Source organism: Prevotella jejuni (genome assembly GCF_900187995.1).
Taxonomy (GTDB): Bacteria; Bacteroidota; Bacteroidia; order Bacteroidales; family Bacteroidaceae; genus Prevotella; species Prevotella jejuni.
On record NZ_FZNZ01000022.1, the window covers coordinates 45,261 to 67,080 of the forward strand.

Sequence of the window (21,820 nt, forward strand, 5' to 3'; positions counted from 1 at the left end):
CTATGACAGAGAACGAAATCGTTACACAGCAAGACCCTCAAATGCAGTGTTTGCACAGTTGATGGAGGGTACTTTGAAGAAACTGGAGTGTTATTGTTCTACAGCCCGTCCGATGTTAGGCGGAGAGGTTTACCTCACGGGCGAGGAAGTTTGCAGTCTGTTACGTCTGAGTACCCGTACACTTCAAGACTATCGGGACAGCGGAACGATTGCCTATTGCAAAATCTGAGGCAAGATACTCTACAGGCAAAGCGACATACAAGCCATGCTCGAAAGGCACTATTATCCAATACGCAAGAAGGAAGGCTAACAAAACGTGTCGCAAGAAGTCATAACTTAAGTCAAGGGTATGGTCAAGAATAAAGTAAATCAATAAGCAGCTGGTCAGTAAGTTAGTTTTAACTCATGTCAAAATTGACTCACTGACCAAACTACAGACTTAACTCAGTCGACAAGTCGATAAATCGATAAGTCAAGAAGTTGACAAGTCGATAAGTCTGAACTTTGGTCAAGAAATATCGGGAGGTAATATCAACAGCACAAGTATCATTTCTTTATACTGGCAAGGTGTGTCTTTATACCACAAACTGCCGTTTGTACCACAAAGACCCTTGCCCCAAATGGGGGTTAAATCACTCCAAAGTCGTGATTAAAGAGCAATGAAAAAGCAGAAACAAAAGAAGCCAGACGGCAGATGTTCCACCTGCCCACGATGGGATAGATGGCACATCAGAATACCTAATTCCGAAGACCAGCAGAAGCTTATCAGACTCTACCGCAAGTAGGGAGAAGTGCCGAAGCGTTCTCATAAATTCATTTTTCTTTGTTTTGGGTTACAAATATAGCAAAGGCAGAGATTCTTATCCCTACCTTTATACCTAATTATTTAGAACCAAATTGATTATCGAGTAGTTATTCTGACAACTCCCAATATGGAGCATTACTGGGTTATAATACTAGGGTCCCTTTTTCCCACTCATCTATAGTCATTTTAGCTGTTAGCGAGTGAATATTATTACTACTTGCAATACTTTGCAATATTTGCATAGCATTGCGTTCAAAAATAGGCAAAAGATATGTTGCAGCCCACATGCGAGCACCAACAGATTCGCTATATAGAAGTTTAGACAATTGCTTTAGGCTATTTGTCTCTTTTAAATAACGAGCACTTTTAGCTATTACCTGATAGCTTTTGTTTGCTTGTGCGTAATTACCTGTTTCTGTTGCTTCAGCATGCTTTATCGCAGCTTCTTCAAACTTCCTATAAGCCGTTTCTATTTTTTTTAAGGTTTCCATCCAAATTTCTTTAATGTTTCAATTCCAAATTTATATTGAGCATCATAACTTTGAGTACTTAGCCATTGGTGTACCGTTTTACCACCAGTAAATGGCTGGATAGAAGAATAATACCCTGAAACTTTTGCATGAATGCTGCCTGCACCATATGGAAGTTTTATTAAGTTATTGGTATTATGTATCTTATACGCACCAAATTTTGAGACATTACCTGATGTTTGTTCAACTATATGATGCCAGGCTTTTCCTGGCCCAGCAGATCCCTTAGCCTGTTTAAAGGAATTAAAAGTAGCATATCCCATTCCGGCAGATATTTTTGAAGTGCTAACTGAAGCCTTATACGCCGAGCCTGCACCTGCTGACAGGATAATACCAATACCACCGTCAACCAACTCTGCGTTATCTTTTGACATGCCAGCAGCTTGAAGTCCTTGACTTGTAAAAGAACTAGTCTCATTTCCTGTTATCATTTGCGTAAAACCAGAAACAGCGACGTCACTACCATGAACAACCGCAAGACCTCCAACAACTCCACCTGCACCAGTCCATGACGTAGCAACTCCTCCAACAGCTCCTATACCAGCTTCCACGACTCCTCCGACACCTTTGATAAATCCCAAAGTTCTCGTAGTCATCTGATTTCTCATCCACCATTCTTTTATAGCTTTGACCTGCTTTCCATTGGGATCAACAAGAATTACTGGAGATTGGTAACAATAAACATACGGATTTAAATTAAATGAATAATAAACACCCTCATTATGCTCCCCGTCAAGATAGTTTTCACTATTTCGAGGGACATAATTAGAAATAGGGTCCACACTCATCCAAAGACTAATCCTCTGTTCATAGTATCTCGCACCATAGTAGTACATACCTGTCTCCTCATCAAACTCCTTGGCATTGAAAAGATAAGGTGTGTTCCACGTATTGTTGCGCTCTTCTATGAACACTTCGCCAAACGGCACATACTCAATGTGCTGTGACACTTCTCCGTCTAAGTTGGTGATGTAACTACTGCTACCCAAGTGGTCGGGATGGTAGTAGAACTGCATCTTTTCGTAGTCGTCATTTGGCTTGAAGTTGCCGTTTGCAGCCCTTGTGCGTGCCATAGCCCTTGCCTGTGTTGCCTCCGGCGTGCCATCGTTACAGCAGAATTGTCGTGCAAACGAGAGGAAAGTGAGCTTGCTCAAGCTTTCCCGAGTGCAGCCGACAATGTCTTTTAGACAAACCTAACCATTCACATAGTCGTCATTGTCCTTACCGTTATAAGGTTGGTCAAATGCCTTGTAATTGTCTTTAATGGATTGTAACTGCTGGTTGTACTTATCCTTGTAGTTAATGGTAATACCATCAGCTTCTTTGCCTGCATACGGTATTCGTCTTGGGTCTGTCTCTTATGTTCACCGATATATGCTGCTTTTTTGATTTTACTTCAAATTCAATCATAACTTCTTATTGTTTTTGGTTATCAATTATTTAACGTCGTTCTTTCCTGTTTATTGCTTACGGCTTTTAATACCCATATAAGGGTAATGATGAACACCCTTATAAGGGTATTGCCTGTTACCCTTATATGGGTGTTGGGGCATACCCTTGTATGGATAAGTTCAAACAATCTATATGTGGTTTACCATAGACTTGCAGTTTTAATGCTATACATTCTGTTATTTATCACTGCTGTGACTCGCCATATGTGTGCCACATTTGTTACTCTTTTTATTTTGACAACTTCTAATTTTGAGCATTACCTTTAATGTCTATTTCTTTAGTATCTAATCTCTTATTTATATCTATTTTATACTTGCACAATATCTTTTTAAATCTTTCTTTGTTACTATTAGTAATTCCTTCAAATATAATATCGCCTTTATAATTATATATTCCTATAAATTCCAGACAATCGGGTCCATTGCAATAATCAGATCCCCAAATAGCATAGTAAATGCTTTTTTTTGAATTTACAATTCCTATCTCATAAATAGGCGTTTGTAATACATTTAAAAATATGCCATTTACTGTTCTTTTCTTTGTATTTGCTATTGGGAGTTTATACTCTTTTAAAATTGTATCATTAGCTGTAAATACAAGTACCTGTTTTAGAATGATAGGAGTTGAATATGGATCTTCATGATAATCTAAGATATCTAAAGTATCCTTGCTATATTCACTCTTTACAATTAAAGCATACTTTCCTGTTTTGTTTATAAAAATGCTATCAGACTCCGAATAGTACGGTTGTTTTTTATTTGTACCTCTAGTATTATCTGTAAGGGTAATTATACCCTTATTACAGGTAATACATGTAAATACTAATAACAAGCAAATAATAATTTTCATCATTTTTTTTCTTAATAAATTTCCAATAGGAGTAGCTATTTTAGAATGTCCCGATAATTCCATTGCTCTATATTTTAGAAAAACATTATTTAATTGACCGACTGTCCAATGTTCTAAAGAAACCCATCTTGCTTTTGTCGTTTCTTTAAAATCTTTCATATTGCCAGATAATGCTGCTGAATAACTCGAAGATATTTCAAAACTTTCTGTATCTTCAATTATCATACTTACATAATATAATAGTCGTAATAGCTTATTATACGTTTCTTTTGTAATAAGAGACGTAGTCTTGGATATAAATTGTGTGTTTTTACATACTTTAATAATCTTTTTTCTTCTATTATATTACCGTTGTTATGATTAATTATTACTAGCATTACTATTATCTCTTGTTGTCGTTTTTCACAACACCATTTTACAAATTGGCGATATGCAGGCAATTTTGATACTCTACAATTATTCCAAATCCCAAGTAGACCTAATACATTTTTTTTTAATAATAAATCATTTGCTATTGAATATAAAATTGTTGTATCTGTACAATTATATAATAGGTTTATTTTATAATCATCCCATGTTTCATGCGATTCTGGATAAAAAATATTTAAGTCTTCACGATCTTTTATGAGCATGAATTTCACTAGTTCTTTAAAAGAAGGTCGTGAAAACAGTATAGAGAGTGAATCTTTATTTAGAGTATCAGTAGATTCATTAGTCATAGAAAGGTGTAAATACCTACCTAATAAAGTATTAAAACTCTTGTTGGATTCCATATCATTAGATATGACAAAAGGATTCTGAGTCCAAATGTCCATTTTATGATAATCTCTTTTTATGGAAACCTGAGCATAACAACAAATTATGCTACAGATTTCCATTAGAAGCACAGTTAAGTTTCTTTTCATTTTGTATATATTTGCTTAAAAGATACTTTTATATCTGTTCCTTTTCTATTTCCCTTATCTTCTTTTTGGAAACGCATAATATCATTCATAAAAGAAACTTGAGCCGATATATAATATGTTGTAATCTCGTATTCGCATTTCCTCGCTCAAGGAATAGGATTTTGCCAGCAGAATTCTCGCCTACACCTACTATCTGATTATCGGAATGCTTAATTCCATGTAAGGCAAGTTGTTTAACCAGCCTATTCTTTACCGTCCAAGTTGGTGATGTAACTACTGCTACCCAAGTGGTCACCGTGCGCTCGCTATCGGTATCGTACCAATGCGAGAATAAATGCTTTTGTCGTCCACTGTAAGCTGATGATTCCCACATTGGCAAATGTATATAACATTCTTGAGAAATCCAAAGAAATCGGAATTTATTTTTGAGGTTTTTGTTTTATTGTATCAAATTGCATCCCATGGGTATTTGATAAGGCGTTGTTTTTCCTAATTGCGACACTCAATTAGAACATATTCCCAAGAAAGCATGTTCTGGTTATCAACCTCTTGGCGATATTAATATCTCATTGAAAAGTGGCTTTGAAGTGATTTACTAACGAGAATGTAAGAAACTCAATGTTTATAATCCGAGCAAGGCTCTTGGGCGAAGACTTTAAGCTCATCACGGAAGACCCTTCAAAAGAAACTTACTTAGAGAACTAACAGAAATCGCTGCCTTTACTCATAAGAGAGGAGTTCTGTACAACGAAGTCGTGAAAGTCATCAATAATTAATCATTCTGTCGCCACTGCTCAACGACTGCTTGGAAAACTCGAAACCTATTACCAAACTCTCATCAGACTGCAACAGTAAGCAGTGCTGCTGACAAAATCTCTTGAGAGAAGTCAAGAATGAATGCTGATAAATCATAATGCCCAACGTTAGTATCGTGCTGTGATTGCCCAATCGCTCTTTGGTCAGTTATCCATGTTAGGAAGATAGGCTTTGCATGTTGTAGACGGTAATAAAACAGTTCTGGCAATTCTTACATCGGTAGCGTTGTTTACCTATTACTACTTTTACCACTTTAATAATATTGTTTGAGTGGCAATGCGGACATTGAATCTCAATTCCCAATCTGGAGCATAAAGTGCCGAAGCGTTCTTGTATATTCACTTTTCTTTGTTTGGGGTTACAAATATAGCAAAAAGCAGAGAATCTTTCCCTGCCTTTACGCCTAATCTTTTAAAAATAACATTGATAATCAGATGGTTATTCTGATATTTCCCAAATTAAAGCATTACCGTGTTGTATGTGTTTTATAAGATACAACCACTACTATAATACTATTTTTTGCATTCTAGCACCACCACTGTATATATAAACAATATTATTAATTAGACAGTTGGGGCGTACATAGTTTGGCTCTTCTAACTTTTTGATTTGCCAAGTTTTGCCTTTATCTAAACTATAAAGCAAATCGTATTCTGTAAAAGCACCTTTTATATTACCAATAAAACCTATTATTGCTTTGTCATTAGATTGTAAGTTTTTAATAATAGAATAATTTTTGATTTTTTTTATAACCCTCGATTGCCGTGCATTGGGTTTATAGCTTATTAAAGAAATTTCATTTTTATCTGTTAGCGTATTCCCAGCAATTATTATAGTATTATTACCTTGTCTTACTATACTTTGGGGCGTTATAGAAAGTCTTATTTCTTTATTTTCTTTTTCTGTACTTCCAAAATACGAGGTTTCACCACTACTAAATATTGCATATGACTTTTCGTTCATACCTAAACCTTGCAAGGCATAATTTTCAATATCAATACTATCTATATTTTGATTTTTATCTAATGAGTATAGCTTTATTGGACCTCTGTTATTCGTATAAAATATTTTACTATTATTAGTCCAAATTGCAGATATCGGTTTTATATTTGTATAATTTTTAATATTTTCTTTTTTTATATTAAAAGCTACAATGCTAAAATTATAATTTTCTCTCACATCATTTCGTAAAATATAAATATAGTCATTTAGTTGAGTACCTATATTAAAATAACTATAATTTAAACTTGAATTTATTTTAACCCAATTTTTTCCTCCATCGATAGTTTTATAAATATTTGCCTCGTCTGTTGATTTGGGAATATTATTTGGATTTTCTAATTCTTTTTCTGATAATTCTTCATATTCTGTATAGGTTCCAAACAAATATCCTTCATATTCTGTTTTGAAATACATATAAGCAAACGCTTGATTTACATCGGGAATTCCTTTACATTTAATCATATTCGTATCGTCTTTACAACCAAACAAGAATAACAACAAAAAATTAAATAATACAAACTTTTTCATAAGTCAATTTCTATGGTTGGAATATTTTTTTTTTCTGTCAAGTATTGGCATTGCCTTATCTGGATCTACATCTTTATCGATTTCAAACCTAAATTCCTTTCCTTTGTTTTTAAGGTTTTTAATCCAATTATTATATGCCTTCATAGAGTCTTTTAGAATACCATATATATTTCCCTGCTCTACTTTTCCTGTGCGCGATTTACCCTTTTTTGAAATTTCTCTTAATGCTATACATTCTTTCATTTATTGCTGCGATGGCTTGGCGTTTGTGTGCCACGTTTATTGTTCTTTTTATTTTGACAAGTCCCAATTTGGAACATTACCAAAAATCGTGTGTTATTTGTTTTCATATATGATTTCTTTTGTTTCATAGTGTCGTCTATATATTTTTTCTAATTTTACTATTCGGTTATTTTTATCATAAGTAAATACACATGTATATGAAATAAGGACGTCAGACATATTGGGCTTGTAAGTATATCTATATTGGGTAATAAGACTATCCTTGACTATAATGTTAATACTAAATACATAGTCTACACTGGCATCAAGATGTGTGTAATACTTATTGATATCTTGTATAGAAATCTTTTTTCGCTCCCCTATAGGCTTTGTAAACGATAAGATTTCGCTTGGGTCATAACTTGACAAAATATCAGCAATAATACACGCATCTTTATATATGACCTCGGGATATTTTAGAATTATTCCATAATCAATCAGGCTATAAGATTGATCTAAAAATATCTTTTGATATTTGATATCATCTGCGGACAATTTAACCAATCTACCTCGTTTATTATACACCCCGATTTTTTTTTCGTTTAGAAATAAACTTCTCTCTACCTTACAACCATTGCTTAAAATTTTTACAACAGTTTGTGATTTCAATTCTAAACTATTTAGAATTGAAATCACAGAAAGTATCAATATAGCACAAAATCTCATTATTAATCTTTTATTTAGTTTTTTTCAAAAAATAATTCTTCTGTATACAGCTGTTGATTCTAATCTTGTTTTTCCAGCATTCATATTACGTTTTTTCTCACCACCAAGATACATTGGAGCAACGCGAGTTTGAGGTGCTTTAAAAGATTTTCCAACATTTTTCTTCCATTTCGCATAATGTTCATTGGAGATTTTCCATCCCATAGTGTTCATATGAATTTCGAAACGTCCAGTACTTCTGCGCATGTTCTTAATTGTTTATGGTTATCAACTATATAAAACACTATTCTTTCCTGTTTATTGCTTACGGCTTTTAATACCCATACAAGGGTATTGCCCGTTATCCTTATATGGGTGTTGAGGCATACCCTTGTATGGGTAAGTTCAAACAATCGATATATGGTTTACCATAGTCTTGCTGTTTTAATGTTATACATTCTGTTCTCTATTGCTATTGTGGCTTGTAAAAAGATATTTCCTTTATAACTTTTTTCTTAGGTAAATCACGAATGTCATAGATTGTAACCACAATGGTATCGGGTGGAACTTGCCTTTCAAAATAATAATTAAGCGTGTACGGTGCTTCAAATGCAGGAATGTTATCTATTTCCCAAGTTTCTCCATAACCTTTGCTTTGCAAGTTATCACTATCTGATAAGATAATTATAAATTGGTAGCTATCTCTATCAACTATTAATGCTTCACTATTGTAATCTCTGTAATTATACGGATGTTCTACAAATGATCCTTTTATGTGAATACATATACTATCAAATACTATTGCAGTTCTATCTGTTTTATATATAGACACAAGCGCACCTCGCTCTTGAGATTCTGCTGCAGATATACTATTTGCAATTCTTAAAGTCTTTCGTTTATAAAAACAGTTACATGAAGACAAAGTATTTATAATTAATATTATCAAAGTAGTCGATAAAAAAATCTTCCTCATAGTATACAAATTGAATAACACTGCCATAACTGATTTTTGTACATAAATAGAATAATTCAAGTATTAAAATAAGCCTAGTAACCACGGACGTGGTCTACCTGCCCACCGAGGTTGCAGCCATAGGTTACTTTCTCCTCATCGGGGTAAATCATTTCCAATAGGCGGTTATGACTGTCATATTTCCACTGTGTGATGTAGGTTGCCACTGCCTGATTAGGCATAATCAGCGTACGTACCGTCTTAAAGACCTCACCCATTTTACCATAGTAATACTCGATAGCACCACTTCCGTCCTCACGAAGCATCAATCTGCCGATACGATTGTAAGAAGAGTTGATACCACCGTAATGGTACTTCACGTTGTTTTCTGGATGGTCGGGCAATGAGTTTAAATATCGTCTCATGGGCCTGTAAAATTAATAAGCATTAAAAAGTGGATAACTCAAAATGTATATAAAATTTTATGGCTGAAATTATGTTGTCCTAATTTCAGCCAGCTCTCAAACGTCACGAGAAAGAAGGATATATTCCGTAGACGGAGAGTGAAATCCATTCAAAGAATGAGTTACGACCATAAGCCTGTTATTAGTTATACCCTCGTTGGCAAATGTATATAACATTCTTGAGAAATCCAAAAAAATCGGGATTTATTTTTGAAGATTATTTGTTATATGGCACATATTGCATCTTATGGCTATTTGAGAAGCTTTAATTTCATAGTTACAACACTCCATTAAAATTGATTTATCCTACAGAAAGGCATTGATTACCAGAATTTTGTCGGCAGTAACATCTCAACGAAAAATAGCCTTGAAGAGATTTTCTAACGAAGATGTAAGAAACTCAAAGTTTATAGTCTGGATTTCTTCTCGTCTACTTCGTTTTCTACGAGAAAATTGTTATCGTAGAAGGTTCTTTGAGGCATTGCAGAATAAAGAAAGGGAAAGAAACTTACTCGTTTCTTATTCATTCACCCTTTGACATATAACCAACTCTGACTTCTAATAATCATTTTTTTGATCTTTTGAGATATGAAATGATAAACTAAAACTCTTATATAATAGGTGCACAGAGTTACGGAGAGATTGGAGGCAAAGGTTATATTACGGAGGTGCCGATGGCATAAAGAGAGACGGAAGTGTAGTGTACAGATTCCTAATTAGTCTTTTGGGAGAAACGCTTTGTGTATAAATTGCTAATGGAATAGGCAAAATATCTCCGTTGTTCCACGCATCGATGGCGTCTCCGTGACTATCAGTGCTTTGATTTGATAACTCTTCATACTCTCCTTTTCTCTGTGTGACATTCCGTCAGAAACCTAAGCTTAGGCGAATTATTATCACTTCAAAATTCAAAAGACCCACTTTTATCATATAAGTTATTTTTAAATAGCATTGACAGTAATTTATTCTTTAAAAATATTTTTCCTGTCATTCCTGTCATCCGAATTGTCTATCTAACTTGTTGGTTTATAGTGTCATTGTATGAAATGTTAAATATGACAGGAAAATGAAATTTAAAATGTTATAGGAATTGTGCATAATAAATCCTTTACTTTTTGTAATCTTAATCGTACTATAATTTTGAAGATTCTTAGTTCAGAGAATCAACATTCTATATAGGGAATAAGGCACTAATTTCTTTATTTATTAGATCGTAGATGTGTTATACAAAAGTAAAAGGTGTGCTAATCTTGTTCATTTCATATAAAATGAGTACTTTTGTATTTACAAACTATTATTTATGAAAGAAACAAAGGCAGAACAAGAAGAACTAATCCTTATCCGTATTACAGGACAAGATAGGCCAGGACTGACAACAGCAGTAATGGCTATCCTCGCACATTATAATGCACATGTCTTAGATATTGGTCAAGCAGATATCCATTCCACATTGTCACTCGGTATTCTTATTCGTATTGATGAAAAAGGAGCTGGGCAAGTAATGAAAGAGCTATTATTTAAAGCTACGGAGCTTGGTGTAAATATTGGCTTCTCCCCAGTTGCAGACAATGAATACGAAGATTGGGTTAACGAGCAAGGTAAAAATAGATATATTCTAACCATTATCGGTAGATCTCTCTCTGCACGCAATATCGAAGGGGCAACACGTGTGATTACAGGGCAGGGAGTGAATATTGATTCTATTCTACGTTTGACGGGTCGTCAAAGTATACGTAAAAGTAATCAAAGTGTGAGAGCTTGCATTGAATTCTCGTTGCGTGGTACTCCAAAAGATTACAGACAGATGCAAGCAGACCTCATGCAGATGAGTCATGAACAAGGTATTGATTTCTCTTTACAGAAGGATACCATGTATAGGCGAATGCGTCGACTTATATGTTTTGATATGGATTCTACGCTCATACAAACAGAATGTATAGATGAATTAGCAAAGCGTGCTGGAGTAGGGAAAGAGGTTTCTGAAATTACAGAACAAGCTATGCGTGGTGAGATAGATTTCAAAGAAAGTTTCACACGACGTGTTGCTTTATTGAAAGGTCTTGATGCTAGTGTCATGGAGGATATAGCAAGGACAATGCCTATCACGGAAGGTGTAGATCGCTTGATGACCGTGTTAAAGCAGTGTGGATATAAGATAGCAATATTAAGTGGAGGGTTTACTTATTTTGGTGAATATCTTCAGCGGAAATATGGGATTGACTATGTTTACGCAAATGAGCTTGAGATAGATGAGAATAATAAGTTAACTGGACGTTACGTAGGTGAGATTGTTGATGGCAAACGGAAAGCAGAGCTACTAAAATTAATTGCTCAAGTAGAAAAGGTTAATCTTGCACAAACTATCGCTGTTGGTGATGGAGCTAATGACCTTCCTATGTTATCTGACGCAGGATTAGGTATAGCATTTCATGCAAAGCCTCGTGTGCAGGCAACAGCAGAACAGAATATTACCACTATAGGGCTGGATGGTGTCTTGTATTTCCTTGGTTTTAAGGATAGTTATTTGGGTGAGGCTGGAAGACTCTAAGCCAGAAATCAAGTTTAGATAAAATAGATTCAAGTGAACAACTATAGACTGTTACTAATATATCAGAATTTGGTAAATAAGTCATTAAAGTTTGATAGATGCAGTTAGATTTTTATTTGTTAACAACCATTGTTGTTGATCATTATTATAGAAACCTACTTGGAATAAAGAAAAGGTGTAGTTGCTTAATATAAAATAGGAGATAATCAACTGTGATTATCTCCTATTTCATATTAAGTAATCTCAATCTTTGAGACTCTTAAACCGATCTGTGCGTCTTGGGGAAGTAAGTCCTATTATCAAAAATTCCACCAGTGTTTCTTTTTTGGAGGTTGATGATCTTCAAAAGAGCGATGAGCATAGTTGCGGCTCTCCCATGTCTCATGGTTGGTTATCATTTGATAGATAGTCCCCCAATCAGGTAATCCTCCAAGATTACGGTCGTCAATAAACATCTCAACCTTTAGTTTTCTGGAGAAATGATTGTTCTTTTCCTTCTCTTCTTCAGGGTAGTCCTTGTTAACAGCCCAGAAATCGACACCACGTTCATGACACCAGTCAACAGCTTCTTGGAGTAAATCACCTTCCCTAACACTCCATAAGATAAGTTGATGGCCGTCTTTAATCAGCATTTTAAGAGTATCGGTAGCGAAGGGAAGTTCGCTACCGATTTTAGGATATTTATGTTCTACGATGGTGCCATCGAAGTCAACTGCAATTATCATTGTCTTTTTAGAATTATTCTCTTGTTTTAGAGTTTATCTCTTTACAGAATTATCATTCTTATTTCCATAGTGACTATTTGTGTAGTTACCATAGTTGCCATAGTTACCATACTGTCCGTAGCTTGTACCATAACTTGCTCTACCATATCTACCATATTTTCCATAGCCACCATAACCATAGTAATAGCTATACTTTCTCTTAGACATATCGATGCCATTAAGGACGATAGCCATATTTGGGAACTTGTTTTCGTTTGCAAGTGCGTTAATCAAGTTGAAACTTGATTTTGGTGTGTAGTCTGCACGACACATATAGATTGAAGCGTCTACAACACGTGCAATCTGGAGCGTATCAGTAACCAAGCCAACAGGAGCAGTATCAATCATGATATAATCATACTTTTCTTTCAAGAGATTTATGATGATATCTAATGAGTTGCGCGCAATAAGCTCCGCTGGGTTAGGAGGAATAGGACCGGCCATAAGTAAATCCAAATTCTTATTAACACCAGAAGGTAAGATTTGTTCTTGTAGTTCCTCTGCTGTTGGATTATCCTTTACAAGGAGGTTTGTAATACCATGCTTATGATCATTGATACCAAACAATTCAGCCAAACGTGGGCGACGAATATCAAGACCAACCAAAATAACCTTTTTGCCTAAGAGACCAAAACTAACAGAAAGGTTAGCAGCGTTGAAGGTTTTACCCTCACCTGAAGTAGATGAGGTGAAGAGTACAACCTTTTGACCTTCTTTCAGCATAAACTGAAGATTGGTTCGCATAGATCGGAAAATCTCCTCCATCTGGTTGTTCTGATTTTCGTGTACAACGATATCAGCTTTACCCTTAGCTTTGTTACTTGCAACTGCAACATCAGCGATGATAGGTAGCTTAGTAAGGCGTGCAACATCATCGTGACCTTCAATCTTATATCGGAAGAATTGTAGTACAAGTATTACTAAAACAGGGATTACTAATCCGATTAAAAGTGCAACCATCATAATAGAAGTTGACTTAGGACTAATCTTTCCTACTAACTGTGGGTCATCGATAAGTTTACCCTTGTCAGCGGTAGCAGCCAAAGAAATGCTATTTTCCTCACGTTTTTGCAATAACATAAGGTAAAGTCCAGACTTAACCTCCTGCTGACGATCAATCTGTGTCAGCATACGCTCCTGTTGTGGAGTCTCTGCTACCTGACCGTTATACTTATTTACTTGTGCAGAAACAGCATCACGCTGAATAAGTAGGTTTTGACGGGCCGCTGCTATTGCACGGCGAATGTTACCATTTAGTTCGCGAATCTGAGCTGTAAGTGGTTCTACTACAGGTGAGCTCTCAGATGCGCTACGTAACAAACGGTTACGTTCAAGTACTAACTCATTGTACTTATTAATTAAGGATGTTGAACTCTGGTCATCCAATCCAACATTAGAAGGGATTACCTGAGTGAGGTTACGAGATGAGCTTTCAACTTCTCTTGCAATGGTGTTGAACAACTCTATCTGTGTTTCAACGTCAGCAAGTTTAAGTTCAGAATTATTCTGATTAGCAACAGAGTTGCCTGCATTCATTTGTAGTTCAACAATGCCATTCTTCTGTTTGTAGTTCTGTAGCTCGCCTTCAGTCTTGCCAAGTTCTGTATTAATCTTAGACAGACGATCATTAATGAACTTATCTGTGCGAAGTGCAATTGTATTCTTGTCTTCATTTGCTTGACGATTATATACAATGGCTAATTGTTTCAAATAGTCAAGAGAACGTTGTGGTACCTCATCAGTCAGTTGTAACTGTGCAATAGAGGTTGATTTTGCTGTTTGAGAAACTTGCAACTCACTTGTATACTTGTTAGCTGCCATTCGTGGTGAAAGGATACTAACGTTCAGAACATCTGAATTCTTTAATGTATGTCCGTAATTAGAGCTAATCGTAATAATACCAGCACGAGTTGCTATAGTAGCAGGAAGATTTGTTATCTTTCTGTTGATAGAATAAGGTCCCTCGTTTGAGTTGTCATTTGTGGGTACATAGTATGTTCCACTGACGATGTAGAAGATACTGTCCTTAGTAATTGTTAAGTCAATAGGCGCATTTAGTTTCTCGAGATGCTCCGGGTCAACATCAACATTAAGTGGTTGGTTACGATATAAGATAACGTCTTTAACTCTTCCTTTTGTTGAGTAGTTAACATATAACTTTAAGTCTCTAATAGCGTCTTCTGCAAGAGAGTGTGATGTAAGAATCTCCATCTCATTGTCAATACCAGTTGAGTTTGAGATGATACCAAGGTTTGACATGTTTTGTAAAGACTGTCCACGTCTGTTACTACCGCTTTCATCTTTAATCAATAATTTAGCAGTAGACTGATACATTGGTGTTGTGTATCGAAGATAAATCGCTCCTAAGCTGCCAAAGATTATTAATGACAGTACAAACCAATACCAATTGAGAACGATCGTTCGATAAAGGGTGGCAAAATCAAAGGAAGAAAGACCTTCACGGACTTCTTGTTCCTTCCCTTGTTCTAATTTAGTTGTTTCTTCCATATTTATTATTTTTCTTATTATTCTGTAAAGGATTTATTTTGTATTCTTATTTTCTTCTGCAAGTTGAAGAAGATATTTACCATAATTATTCTTTATCATTGGCTGTGCCTCTTCTTTTAATTTTTCTGTCGTTATCCAGCCTTTTTTGTATGCAATCTCTTCTAAACAAGCAACCTTAAGTCCTTGTCGTTTCTCTATACACTCTATGAATGTACTTGCCTCAGATAAACTATCATGTGTTCCTGTGTCAAGCCATGCAAAGCCACGTTGGAGTGTCTGTACCATTAAATTTTCTTGTTTAAGATAGCGTTGATTGACAGTCGTAATCTCTAACTCTCCTCTTGGTGATGGCTTTATGTTCTTAGCAATCTCAACAACACTGTTCGGATAGAAATATAGTCCCACTACAGCATAGTTACTCTTAGGATGTTCAGGTTTTTCTTCTATACTAAGACATTTCCCATTATGGTCAAATTCTGCAACTCCATATCTTTCAGGATCATTTACATAATAACCAAAGACAGTTGCTTTGTTGTCTTCTTCCGCCCTCTTCACACTATTCCGTAATAGTGTGCTAAATCCGGCTCCATAAAAGATATTGTCTCCTAAAACTAAACACACAGAATCATTACCTATGAACTCTTCTCCAATAATAAAAGCTTGTGCAAGACCATCAGGAGAAGGCTGTTCGGCATATTCGAAGCGTACTCCAAAACTACTTCCATCTCCTAAAAGACGTTTGAAACCTGGTAAGTCAAATGGAGTTGAAATAATAAGAATCTCTTTAATTCCAGCCAGCATCAAAACGGATACTGGATAGTAAATCATGGGCTTATCATAAATTGGTATAAGCTGCTTACTTATTCCTTTTGTGATAGGGTAGAGGCGTGTGCCAGAGCCACCTGCAAGAACAATTCCTTTCATAATAGTATGGTTTGATATCTGTTTTTTAATTAGTAGTTGTTGACTCTCTATATGTTTAATGTTTAAGCATTAATTCCATAAAAACTTTCAGCGCTTTTCGCTGTCAGTACGTGTATAGATAGCACTGAGGTTATACTCAAAGGGACTATGTCGTAGAGAATAACCAATATGCTCGTTAAGTATTTGCTGTTACACGCTTTCATTTATAATATAGTATATCTTGATTGCAAAGGTAATAAATTTAATTTGATTAAAAGCTGTGAAAATGAGAAATCATTTGCTTAATAGGCGTTTTTCATGTTTTTTTATTAACTTTGCAATCGAGTAAAATCAAAAGATTTATCTTAATAACTTTAAAACTTTAAACAAAAGATATGGGATTCTTATCAAAACTCTTTGGAAAAAAAGATGCTGAACAGGCTAAGACTGGTGGTATGGAAGATTACATGACACTTGTTCGAGTTTACTTTCAAGCAGTGTTGGCAGCTCGTTTGGGTATCAATAACTTAGCTATGTTACCAGACCTTCGTACATACAAGCAAACATTCCGTGTACCAACACTCAATAACAAGTTGGGAGTTGGAGAAAAAGCCAGTGTGCGTAAGACTATGAAAAGTATTTATAATGTAGATGATAATTTCTTTGATGAGATAGATGCAAGCATCAAGAAGAATTGTAAGAAGATGCAAGATATTCAGCCTTATCTTTATCAGTTCCAAGGCTACACACAAGATTTGATGATGCTGATTGGTAATTTGATGAAATTCAAATTGCGTGTTCCTGGTTTCTTTAAGAAAGCAATCTATACGATGACAGAAAAGACGGTAAACGATATTTTTGATAAAAACAGCTTTTCTGATCCGGGAGTTATCAAGTCTGTTATGGCTGTTCGTCAGTATAATCAGCGTCTTGGGTTTAGCCGTAAGTGGACATCAGATTTTGTTTATCAGATAGTGATGCTTGCAAAGAAAGAACCAAAGCCTGCGGATGATTCATCGTCAAAATAATTAGGTATATATTTGCTTAAATAGAAACTTTAATGTAATTTTGTAGCCAAAACGAATATATTAGCTATGAATGCAAATGAGAAGATTCTGAATACGTTTGCGACGCGTGTACGCCAGATGATTCTTCAGTACGAAACACTGAAGAAAGAGAATGACGAGTTGTACACACTTGTTGATCAGCGTGAGCAGGAGATAAAGCAGCTACAAGAGGAGTTGTCTCAAGCACAAGCTGATTATAATTCGTTGAAAATGGCCAAGATGCTTGAAGTTACGGATGGAGACATGGAAACCGCACAGAAGCGCGTTGCCAAACTTATCCGGGATGTAAATAAGTGTATCACACTTCTAAGTGAGAAATAAATTAGAATACAATGGCAGACGATAAGCTACATATAAGATTGCATGTTTATGATGCAGAACTTTCCGTAAATGTTCCACGAGAAGATGAGGAGTATTATCGTTCGGCAGCCAAACTTATTACCGACACAATTAATACTTATTCTACTCTTTTTAAAGGGAAAAAGGGTGATAAGGATATTATATATATGGCTATGCTTGATATTGCATTGCGATATAAGAAAGAAGGTGTACGTAATGATACAGCTCCATTCAATGATATTCTTAGTAAACTCACTTCAGAAATAGAAGATGCACTGAAGTGATAATAAGAATATTTAATTTAATTCATATAAATAATCAATGAGTCCAATTGTAACAGTTATAATAGCTGTGGTATGTCTTTCAGCAGGATGTGCTGGAGGGTTTGCTTTTTTTCGTTATATCTTAACTGGAAAGTATAAGGATACAATGGATAAAGCGGAAAAGGCTGCAGAAGTTATTAAAGAAAAGAAGCTGCTTGAAGTTAAAGAGAAATTCCTTAATAAGAAAAGTGAACTTGAAAAAGAAGTTCAGCAGCGTACGCTGAAAATTCAGCAAGGTGAAAACCGCTTAAAGCAGCGTGAGGTAACGTTGAATCAGCGTCAAGAGGAAATAAATCGCCGTAAGCAAGATGTTGAGCAACAACAGCAGCGCGTTGATAATGAAAAGAAGTTGCTACAAATTAAGCAACAGGATCTTGAGAAGATGCAGGAGCAAGAGAGAATGAAGCTTGAGGAACTCTCAGGACTTAGTTCAGAAGAAGCAAAAAAGCGTTTGATAGAGAGTCTGAAAGATCAAGCTAAACTTGATGCTGCTTCTTATATTAATGAAATTGTTGACGAAGCAAAACTTAATGCTAATCAACAAGCAAAGAAGATTGTCATTCAAACTATTCAGCGCGTTGCAACTGAAACAGCTATAGAAAATTCTGTTAGTGTTTTCCATATTGATAGTGATGAAGTTAAAGGACGTATCATTGGGCGTGAAGGTCGAAATATTCGTGCCTTGGAGGCAGCAACAGGTGTTGAGATAGTTGTTGATGATACGCCTGAAGCAATTGTCATTTCTGCATTTGATCCTGTTCGTCGTGAGATTTGTCGTTTGGCACTTCATCAGCTTGTTGCAGATGGTCGTATTCATCCTGCACGTATTGAGGAAGTTGTAGCAAAGGTGAAGAAGCAGCTTGATAATGAAATTATAGAGACAGGCAAGCGTACAGCTATCGATTTAGGCATTCATGGCCTTCATCCAGAGTTGATTCGAATTATTGGTAAGATGAAATATCGTTCTTCATACGGGCAGAACCTTCTACAGCATGCTCGTGAAACAGCCAATCTCTGTGCGGTTATGGCAAGTGAGTTAGGCTTGAATCCGAAGAAAGCTAAACGTGCCGGATTGTTACATGATATTGGCAAGGTACCTGATGAAGAGACGGATTTACCACATGCTCTTTATGGTGGTAAAATAGCTGAAAAGTATAAAGAGAAGCCAGATATCTGTAATGCTATTGCTGCGCACCATGATGAAGTTGAGATGACAACTCTTCTCGCTCCAATCGTACAGGTATGTGATGCTATCTCCGGAGCACGTCCAGGTGCACGTCGTGAAATTGTAGAAGCATATATTAAGCGACTAAATGATCTTGAAGCAATAGCAATGAGTTACCCTGGTGTAACGAAGACCTATGCTATTCAAGCAGGTCGCGAACTTCGAGTAATCGTAGGAGCAGATAAGATGGATGATGCAGAAAGTGAGAAGCTAAGTTCTGAGATTGCGGAAAAGATTCAGAATGAGATGACTTATCCTGGCCAAGTTAAGATTACGGTCATCCGTGAAATCCGTTCTGTTGCGTATGCAAAATAGTTTTTTTGATAATAAATAGAAAGCACTCCTTTTATGGGGTGCTTTTTTTTTGATTTGCCTCTTTTATTGTAGATAGTATTCTATGTGCCTTTAAAGGACTAATCACGAAATAGTGTATTAAGAATGTTATAATACAGAAACAATTAGTATAGAATGTGCTGGTGCATCACTTGTTTAGAAAACAATATAAGTCTTTAGTTTATTTTCTCTGTATTTTTTATAGGCTCTTCCGTTAAATGCGTGGATGCTTTTCGTACAGCTTTGACAGAAGACTCAAAGTGATTCATCAAACAAAATACATGGGCAAGGCAGTCAACTGTCCATTCTATCATCACCCTCCGATGCAAAACAACCTTTTTATTTTAATACGTTCAAAATACAGACAAGAGTTTGAAAAGTCATTACATAATTTCAGACATATCATCTGCAAATATAAAAAACAAATGCAAAAAAAGTAAGTTTATAACCAGCGGCCAATCAACTGGTTATCAAGTCATTCTTAAAAGGTGCTTAGTTGGACTTCAAAAGGGCGTTAGTAACACGCTAAAAGAGCATCTATTGCACGGTAATCAGGCGTCTTTTAGAAGCCAGAAGAGTATGTGTCAGTTTTGAACTGAGTAAAAATATTTACAGACACCGATGTTATGGTAATAATTTGTATGTATAGGCAGAAAGACATGCTAATGAACAGACACAGCATGAATTTGTCTTTTTGCATCATATCTTGTAGTTTATTTTCCAATGTAAGACCATCTGATTTGGGACAGTCATACCCTGCAAGTGCATAAGCCTTTATTCTTTTTCCAACCTACGCATTTAATGGAAGAACCTTTTTATATTGTCTGTAAAGTGCAAATAATAAAGTATTTCAATGTTATAAACGATGACAGAAGAAATGAATCCTTGTCATCTTAGTTTATACAGTTTTCCAAGATGGCAAGGATTTCATTATTTATTAGCAACCTGAACCATCAAGGCGACAAGATGCTGCAGGTGTTTCATTTAGGTTAATTCCAGCTTCTTTTGGTGATAATGTTACAGTACCATCCTCAAGTACGAAGCAAGGGACACCAGCATATCCATACTTCTTGGCATCATCAAAGACTGAATTATTATCACGAAGGTGGAGAAACTCTTTCAAATACTTTATATGTGAACCAATATCAATAATTTCGTATCGATTATCACCTTCTACATGCTTGTCTACAGCAATACAGTCTGGACAAGTTTTCATTCCATAAATTTTAATCATAATCTATTGACTTTATTAAGCACTAATGTATAGAGCAATGAATTTAATTTTTCTAATAATCTTTAATCTTAATGGTTGCAAATCTTACTTGTATCAACTGTGAAACCTCCTTGAACCAAGGTAAACTTGCTACGCTCTGCCAAGAAATCAACAATCTCATTAGCATCCATACCCTCTGCTGAGCAAGTATGGAATCGTTCTTCTGTCCCAAAACGAGCGATGATAGCCTTTACCAAGTCTTCTTTTGTTGTGTAAGTGTTGCCCTCCATCATGTGGAGTACATCATGTCCATGTGCCATATATTCTTATTTTAGTTGATAATTTATTATATTGAATCTCAATAAATATATTCTATAAGCTGCAAAAGTTGTGCCACACACGCGGTTAACTATCTTTAACTCATCAAAAGTCTTAGAATGATATAATTTAATTAATTTTGTGCACGATGACATATTTTATTGATGGTCAGACTGTCAAAATGGTGTTGTTTATGCTTACAAGTCTTTAGCATATCAAATTAGAAAGTTGTACATATAAATTTATTTGATAAGAGAGTATATTATGAAACGAATTATATTAGCTCTTGCTGCCGTTATTATGTTGTTATCATCCTGTGGCAGTAATAAGGCAGTAGTCAATAGTTCAAGGGAAATTAATTTTATGGAAGCTCGCAATTATTTCCATGTTGGTACTGAAAAGAGACCGACTATAAAGAAGATATTGTCACGAGCATCTCTTGAAAAGGAATTTGGTGAAGCTACATTCATGGGTAAGGGGGGTGAACCGACAAAGATTGATTTTAATAAGAAATTTGCAATAGCTTTTATCCTTCCACAAACTAATCGAAAGACGGTCTTAGAACCTCTTTCTTTAACTCTTAAAGGCAAACAGCTTGATTTGCTTTACAAATTAGAACAAGGAAAAGTACAAACTTATTTTACTCAACCTTTCTTTCTAATTGTAGTTGATAAAAAATATGCCGATTACAATATTGTAGAAAGCAGGAGTTTTGATTAGTTCTTTTCTATTCTTTTATAATAGATGAATACTTTCTGTAGATAAAATTAAGAGGGTGTGTCAAAATGTCCACATCCTCTTTTTTTATGCACAAAGCCCCGACTTTCTCAAGCCAGGGCTTTGCTATTTCCTAAAGTTTTTGTACCTTTAGGCATTCAAAAATTCTCATTATGACAAAGGTACACTTTCGTTCTTACATACACAAGAAAATGATTCTTTTTCCTCAAAGAATCGATAAGGATATCGCAGAAGATGACCCTGTTCGTCTTTTAGACGCCTTGGTGGATAATCTTATGTTGGATAATGTCTACAAGCTTTATAAGCCCAGT

At 35.4% G+C, this 21,820-nt stretch carries 23 protein-coding genes and 3 pseudogenes; 8 read left to right on the forward strand and 18 right to left on the reverse strand.

Annotation, left to right across the window (positions count from 1 at the left end):
- Nucleotides 1-2: 2 nt before the first annotated feature.
- A pseudogene (locus CHB62_RS09400) lies at nucleotides 3-310 on the forward strand (helix-turn-helix domain-containing protein).
- Nucleotides 311-659: 349 nt separating this feature from the next.
- A pseudogene (locus tag CHB62_RS15225) lies at nucleotides 660-782 on the forward strand (plasmid mobilization protein); the annotation flags it as partial.
- Nucleotides 783-948: 166 nt separating this feature from the next.
- Here the strand turns inward: CHB62_RS15225 and CHB62_RS09405 are convergent.
- The 13 genes and pseudogenes from CHB62_RS09405 to CHB62_RS09455 form a co-directional block, all read right to left on the reverse strand.
- Nucleotides 949-1,296, reverse strand: coding sequence for a DUF2019 domain-containing protein (locus CHB62_RS09405; protein WP_089366628.1), 348 nt, complete (start codon nucleotides 1,294-1,296; stop codon nucleotides 949-951).
- Between the two features lie 677 nt (nucleotides 1,297-1,973).
- Nucleotides 1,974-2,687, reverse strand: a pseudogene (locus CHB62_RS14900) (RHS repeat domain-containing protein); the annotation flags it as partial.
- A 343-nt stretch (nucleotides 2,688-3,030) separates the two neighbouring features.
- A complete protein-coding gene (locus CHB62_RS09415) occupies nucleotides 3,031-3,861 on the reverse strand; it encodes a hypothetical protein (protein ID WP_089366629.1) in 831 nt (276 codons plus the stop codon).
- A 2-nt stretch (nucleotides 3,862-3,863) separates the two neighbouring features.
- A complete protein-coding gene (locus tag CHB62_RS09420; RefSeq protein ID WP_089366630.1) occupies nucleotides 3,864-4,541 on the reverse strand; it encodes a hypothetical protein in 678 nt (225 codons plus the stop codon).
- 85 nt (nucleotides 4,542-4,626) lie between these two features.
- The gene (locus CHB62_RS09425) at nucleotides 4,627-4,914 is read right to left on the reverse strand and encodes a hypothetical protein (RefSeq protein ID WP_089366631.1); all 288 of its coding nucleotides are present in this window, start codon (nucleotides 4,912-4,914) and stop codon (nucleotides 4,627-4,629) included.
- Between the two features lie 465 nt (nucleotides 4,915-5,379).
- Complete coding sequence (locus CHB62_RS14660; RefSeq protein ID WP_141240418.1) at nucleotides 5,380-5,565, reverse strand: hypothetical protein; 186 nt, start codon at nucleotides 5,563-5,565, stop codon at nucleotides 5,380-5,382.
- Nucleotides 5,514-5,699 carry an IS1/IS1595 family N-terminal zinc-binding domain-containing protein gene (locus tag CHB62_RS15485; RefSeq protein WP_158296831.1) on the reverse strand — a complete coding sequence of 62 codons (186 nt, stop codon included), beginning with the start codon at nucleotides 5,697-5,699 and terminating at the stop codon, nucleotides 5,514-5,516. Before CHB62_RS15485 ends, CHB62_RS14660 begins: the two co-directional genes overlap by 52 nt.
- A 162-nt stretch (nucleotides 5,700-5,861) precedes the next feature.
- Nucleotides 5,862-6,887, reverse strand: a complete 1,026-nt coding sequence (locus CHB62_RS09430; RefSeq protein ID WP_089366632.1) for a beta propeller repeat protein — start codon at nucleotides 6,885-6,887, stop codon at nucleotides 5,862-5,864.
- 3 nt (nucleotides 6,888-6,890) lie between these two features.
- Entirely contained in the window at nucleotides 6,891-7,130 is a 240-nt protein-coding gene (locus tag CHB62_RS09435; RefSeq protein ID WP_089366633.1) for a hypothetical protein, read from the reverse strand.
- A gap of 93 nt (nucleotides 7,131-7,223) precedes the next feature.
- A complete protein-coding gene (locus CHB62_RS09440) occupies nucleotides 7,224-7,778 on the reverse strand; it encodes a hypothetical protein (protein WP_240616250.1) in 555 nt (184 codons plus the stop codon).
- A gap of 81 nt (nucleotides 7,779-7,859) precedes the next feature.
- Entirely contained in the window at nucleotides 7,860-8,081 is a 222-nt protein-coding gene (locus CHB62_RS09445; RefSeq protein ID WP_089366635.1) for a hypothetical protein, read from the reverse strand.
- Between the two features lie 205 nt (nucleotides 8,082-8,286).
- The gene (locus CHB62_RS09450) at nucleotides 8,287-8,787 is read right to left on the reverse strand and encodes a hypothetical protein (protein ID WP_232214084.1); all 501 of its coding nucleotides are present in this window, start codon (nucleotides 8,785-8,787) and stop codon (nucleotides 8,287-8,289) included.
- 74 nt (nucleotides 8,788-8,861) lie between these two features.
- A complete protein-coding gene (locus tag CHB62_RS09455; RefSeq protein WP_009011971.1) occupies nucleotides 8,862-9,191 on the reverse strand; it encodes a hypothetical protein in 330 nt (109 codons plus the stop codon).
- Between the two features lie 1,339 nt (nucleotides 9,192-10,530).
- On the opposite strand from CHB62_RS09455, the gene serB reads away from it, so the two are divergent.
- The gene (gene serB / locus CHB62_RS09460) at nucleotides 10,531-11,778 is read left to right on the forward strand and encodes a phosphoserine phosphatase SerB (RefSeq protein WP_089366636.1); all 1,248 of its coding nucleotides are present in this window, start codon (nucleotides 10,531-10,533) and stop codon (nucleotides 11,776-11,778) included.
- Between the two features lie 299 nt (nucleotides 11,779-12,077).
- Here the strand turns inward: serB and CHB62_RS09465 are convergent, their stop codons facing one another.
- The 3 genes from CHB62_RS09465 to rfbA are packed head-to-tail and all read right to left on the reverse strand — an operon-like array spanning nucleotide 12,078 to nucleotide 15,974.
- Nucleotides 12,078-12,503, reverse strand: a complete 426-nt coding sequence (locus tag CHB62_RS09465; protein WP_009011974.1) for a BT0820 family HAD-type phosphatase — start codon at nucleotides 12,501-12,503, stop codon at nucleotides 12,078-12,080.
- A gap of 33 nt (nucleotides 12,504-12,536) precedes the next feature.
- Nucleotides 12,537-15,050, reverse strand: coding sequence for a GumC family protein (locus CHB62_RS09470; protein ID WP_009011975.1), 2,514 nt, complete (start codon nucleotides 15,048-15,050; stop codon nucleotides 12,537-12,539).
- A 33-nt stretch (nucleotides 15,051-15,083) separates the two neighbouring features.
- Entirely contained in the window at nucleotides 15,084-15,974 is an 891-nt protein-coding gene (gene rfbA, locus CHB62_RS09475) for a glucose-1-phosphate thymidylyltransferase RfbA (RefSeq protein WP_089366637.1), read from the reverse strand.
- A 374-nt stretch (nucleotides 15,975-16,348) separates the two neighbouring features.
- On the opposite strand from rfbA, the gene CHB62_RS09480 reads away from it, so the two are divergent.
- The 4 genes from CHB62_RS09480 (at nucleotide 16,349) to rny (ending at nucleotide 19,222) form a co-directional block, all read left to right on the forward strand.
- The gene (locus CHB62_RS09480) at nucleotides 16,349-16,981 is read left to right on the forward strand and encodes a DUF8491 family protein (RefSeq protein WP_089366638.1); all 633 of its coding nucleotides are present in this window, start codon (nucleotides 16,349-16,351) and stop codon (nucleotides 16,979-16,981) included.
- A 66-nt stretch (nucleotides 16,982-17,047) separates the two neighbouring features.
- Entirely contained in the window at nucleotides 17,048-17,341 is a 294-nt protein-coding gene (locus tag CHB62_RS09485) for a coiled-coil domain-containing protein (protein ID WP_089366639.1), read from the forward strand.
- A gap of 11 nt (nucleotides 17,342-17,352) precedes the next feature.
- Nucleotides 17,353-17,643: a cell division protein ZapA gene (locus CHB62_RS09490; protein WP_004360862.1), complete on the forward strand. Its 291-nt coding sequence runs from the start codon at nucleotides 17,353-17,355 to the stop codon at nucleotides 17,641-17,643.
- A 37-nt stretch (nucleotides 17,644-17,680) separates the two neighbouring features.
- Nucleotides 17,681-19,222, forward strand: a complete 1,542-nt coding sequence (gene rny, locus CHB62_RS09495; protein ID WP_009011979.1) for a ribonuclease Y — start codon at nucleotides 17,681-17,683, stop codon at nucleotides 19,220-19,222.
- Nucleotides 19,223-20,177: 955 nt separating this feature from the next.
- Here rny and CHB62_RS09510 read toward each other — a convergent pair.
- Together CHB62_RS09510 and CHB62_RS09515 are read right to left on the reverse strand one after the other, a co-directional pair.
- On the reverse strand, nucleotides 20,178-20,474 hold the full coding sequence (locus CHB62_RS09510) for a glutaredoxin-related protein (protein ID WP_089366640.1): 297 nt from the start codon (nucleotides 20,472-20,474) through the stop codon (nucleotides 20,178-20,180).
- 68 nt (nucleotides 20,475-20,542) lie between these two features.
- The gene (locus CHB62_RS09515; RefSeq protein WP_089366641.1) at nucleotides 20,543-20,773 is read right to left on the reverse strand and encodes a YecH family metal-binding protein; all 231 of its coding nucleotides are present in this window, start codon (nucleotides 20,771-20,773) and stop codon (nucleotides 20,543-20,545) included.
- Nucleotides 20,774-21,035: 262 nt separating this feature from the next.
- Here CHB62_RS09515 and CHB62_RS09520 point away from each other — a divergent pair, with 262 nt between their 5' ends.
- A complete protein-coding gene (locus CHB62_RS09520; RefSeq protein WP_009011982.1) occupies nucleotides 21,036-21,491 on the forward strand; it encodes a hypothetical protein in 456 nt (151 codons plus the stop codon).
- Nucleotides 21,492-21,820: the final 329 nt, after the last annotated feature.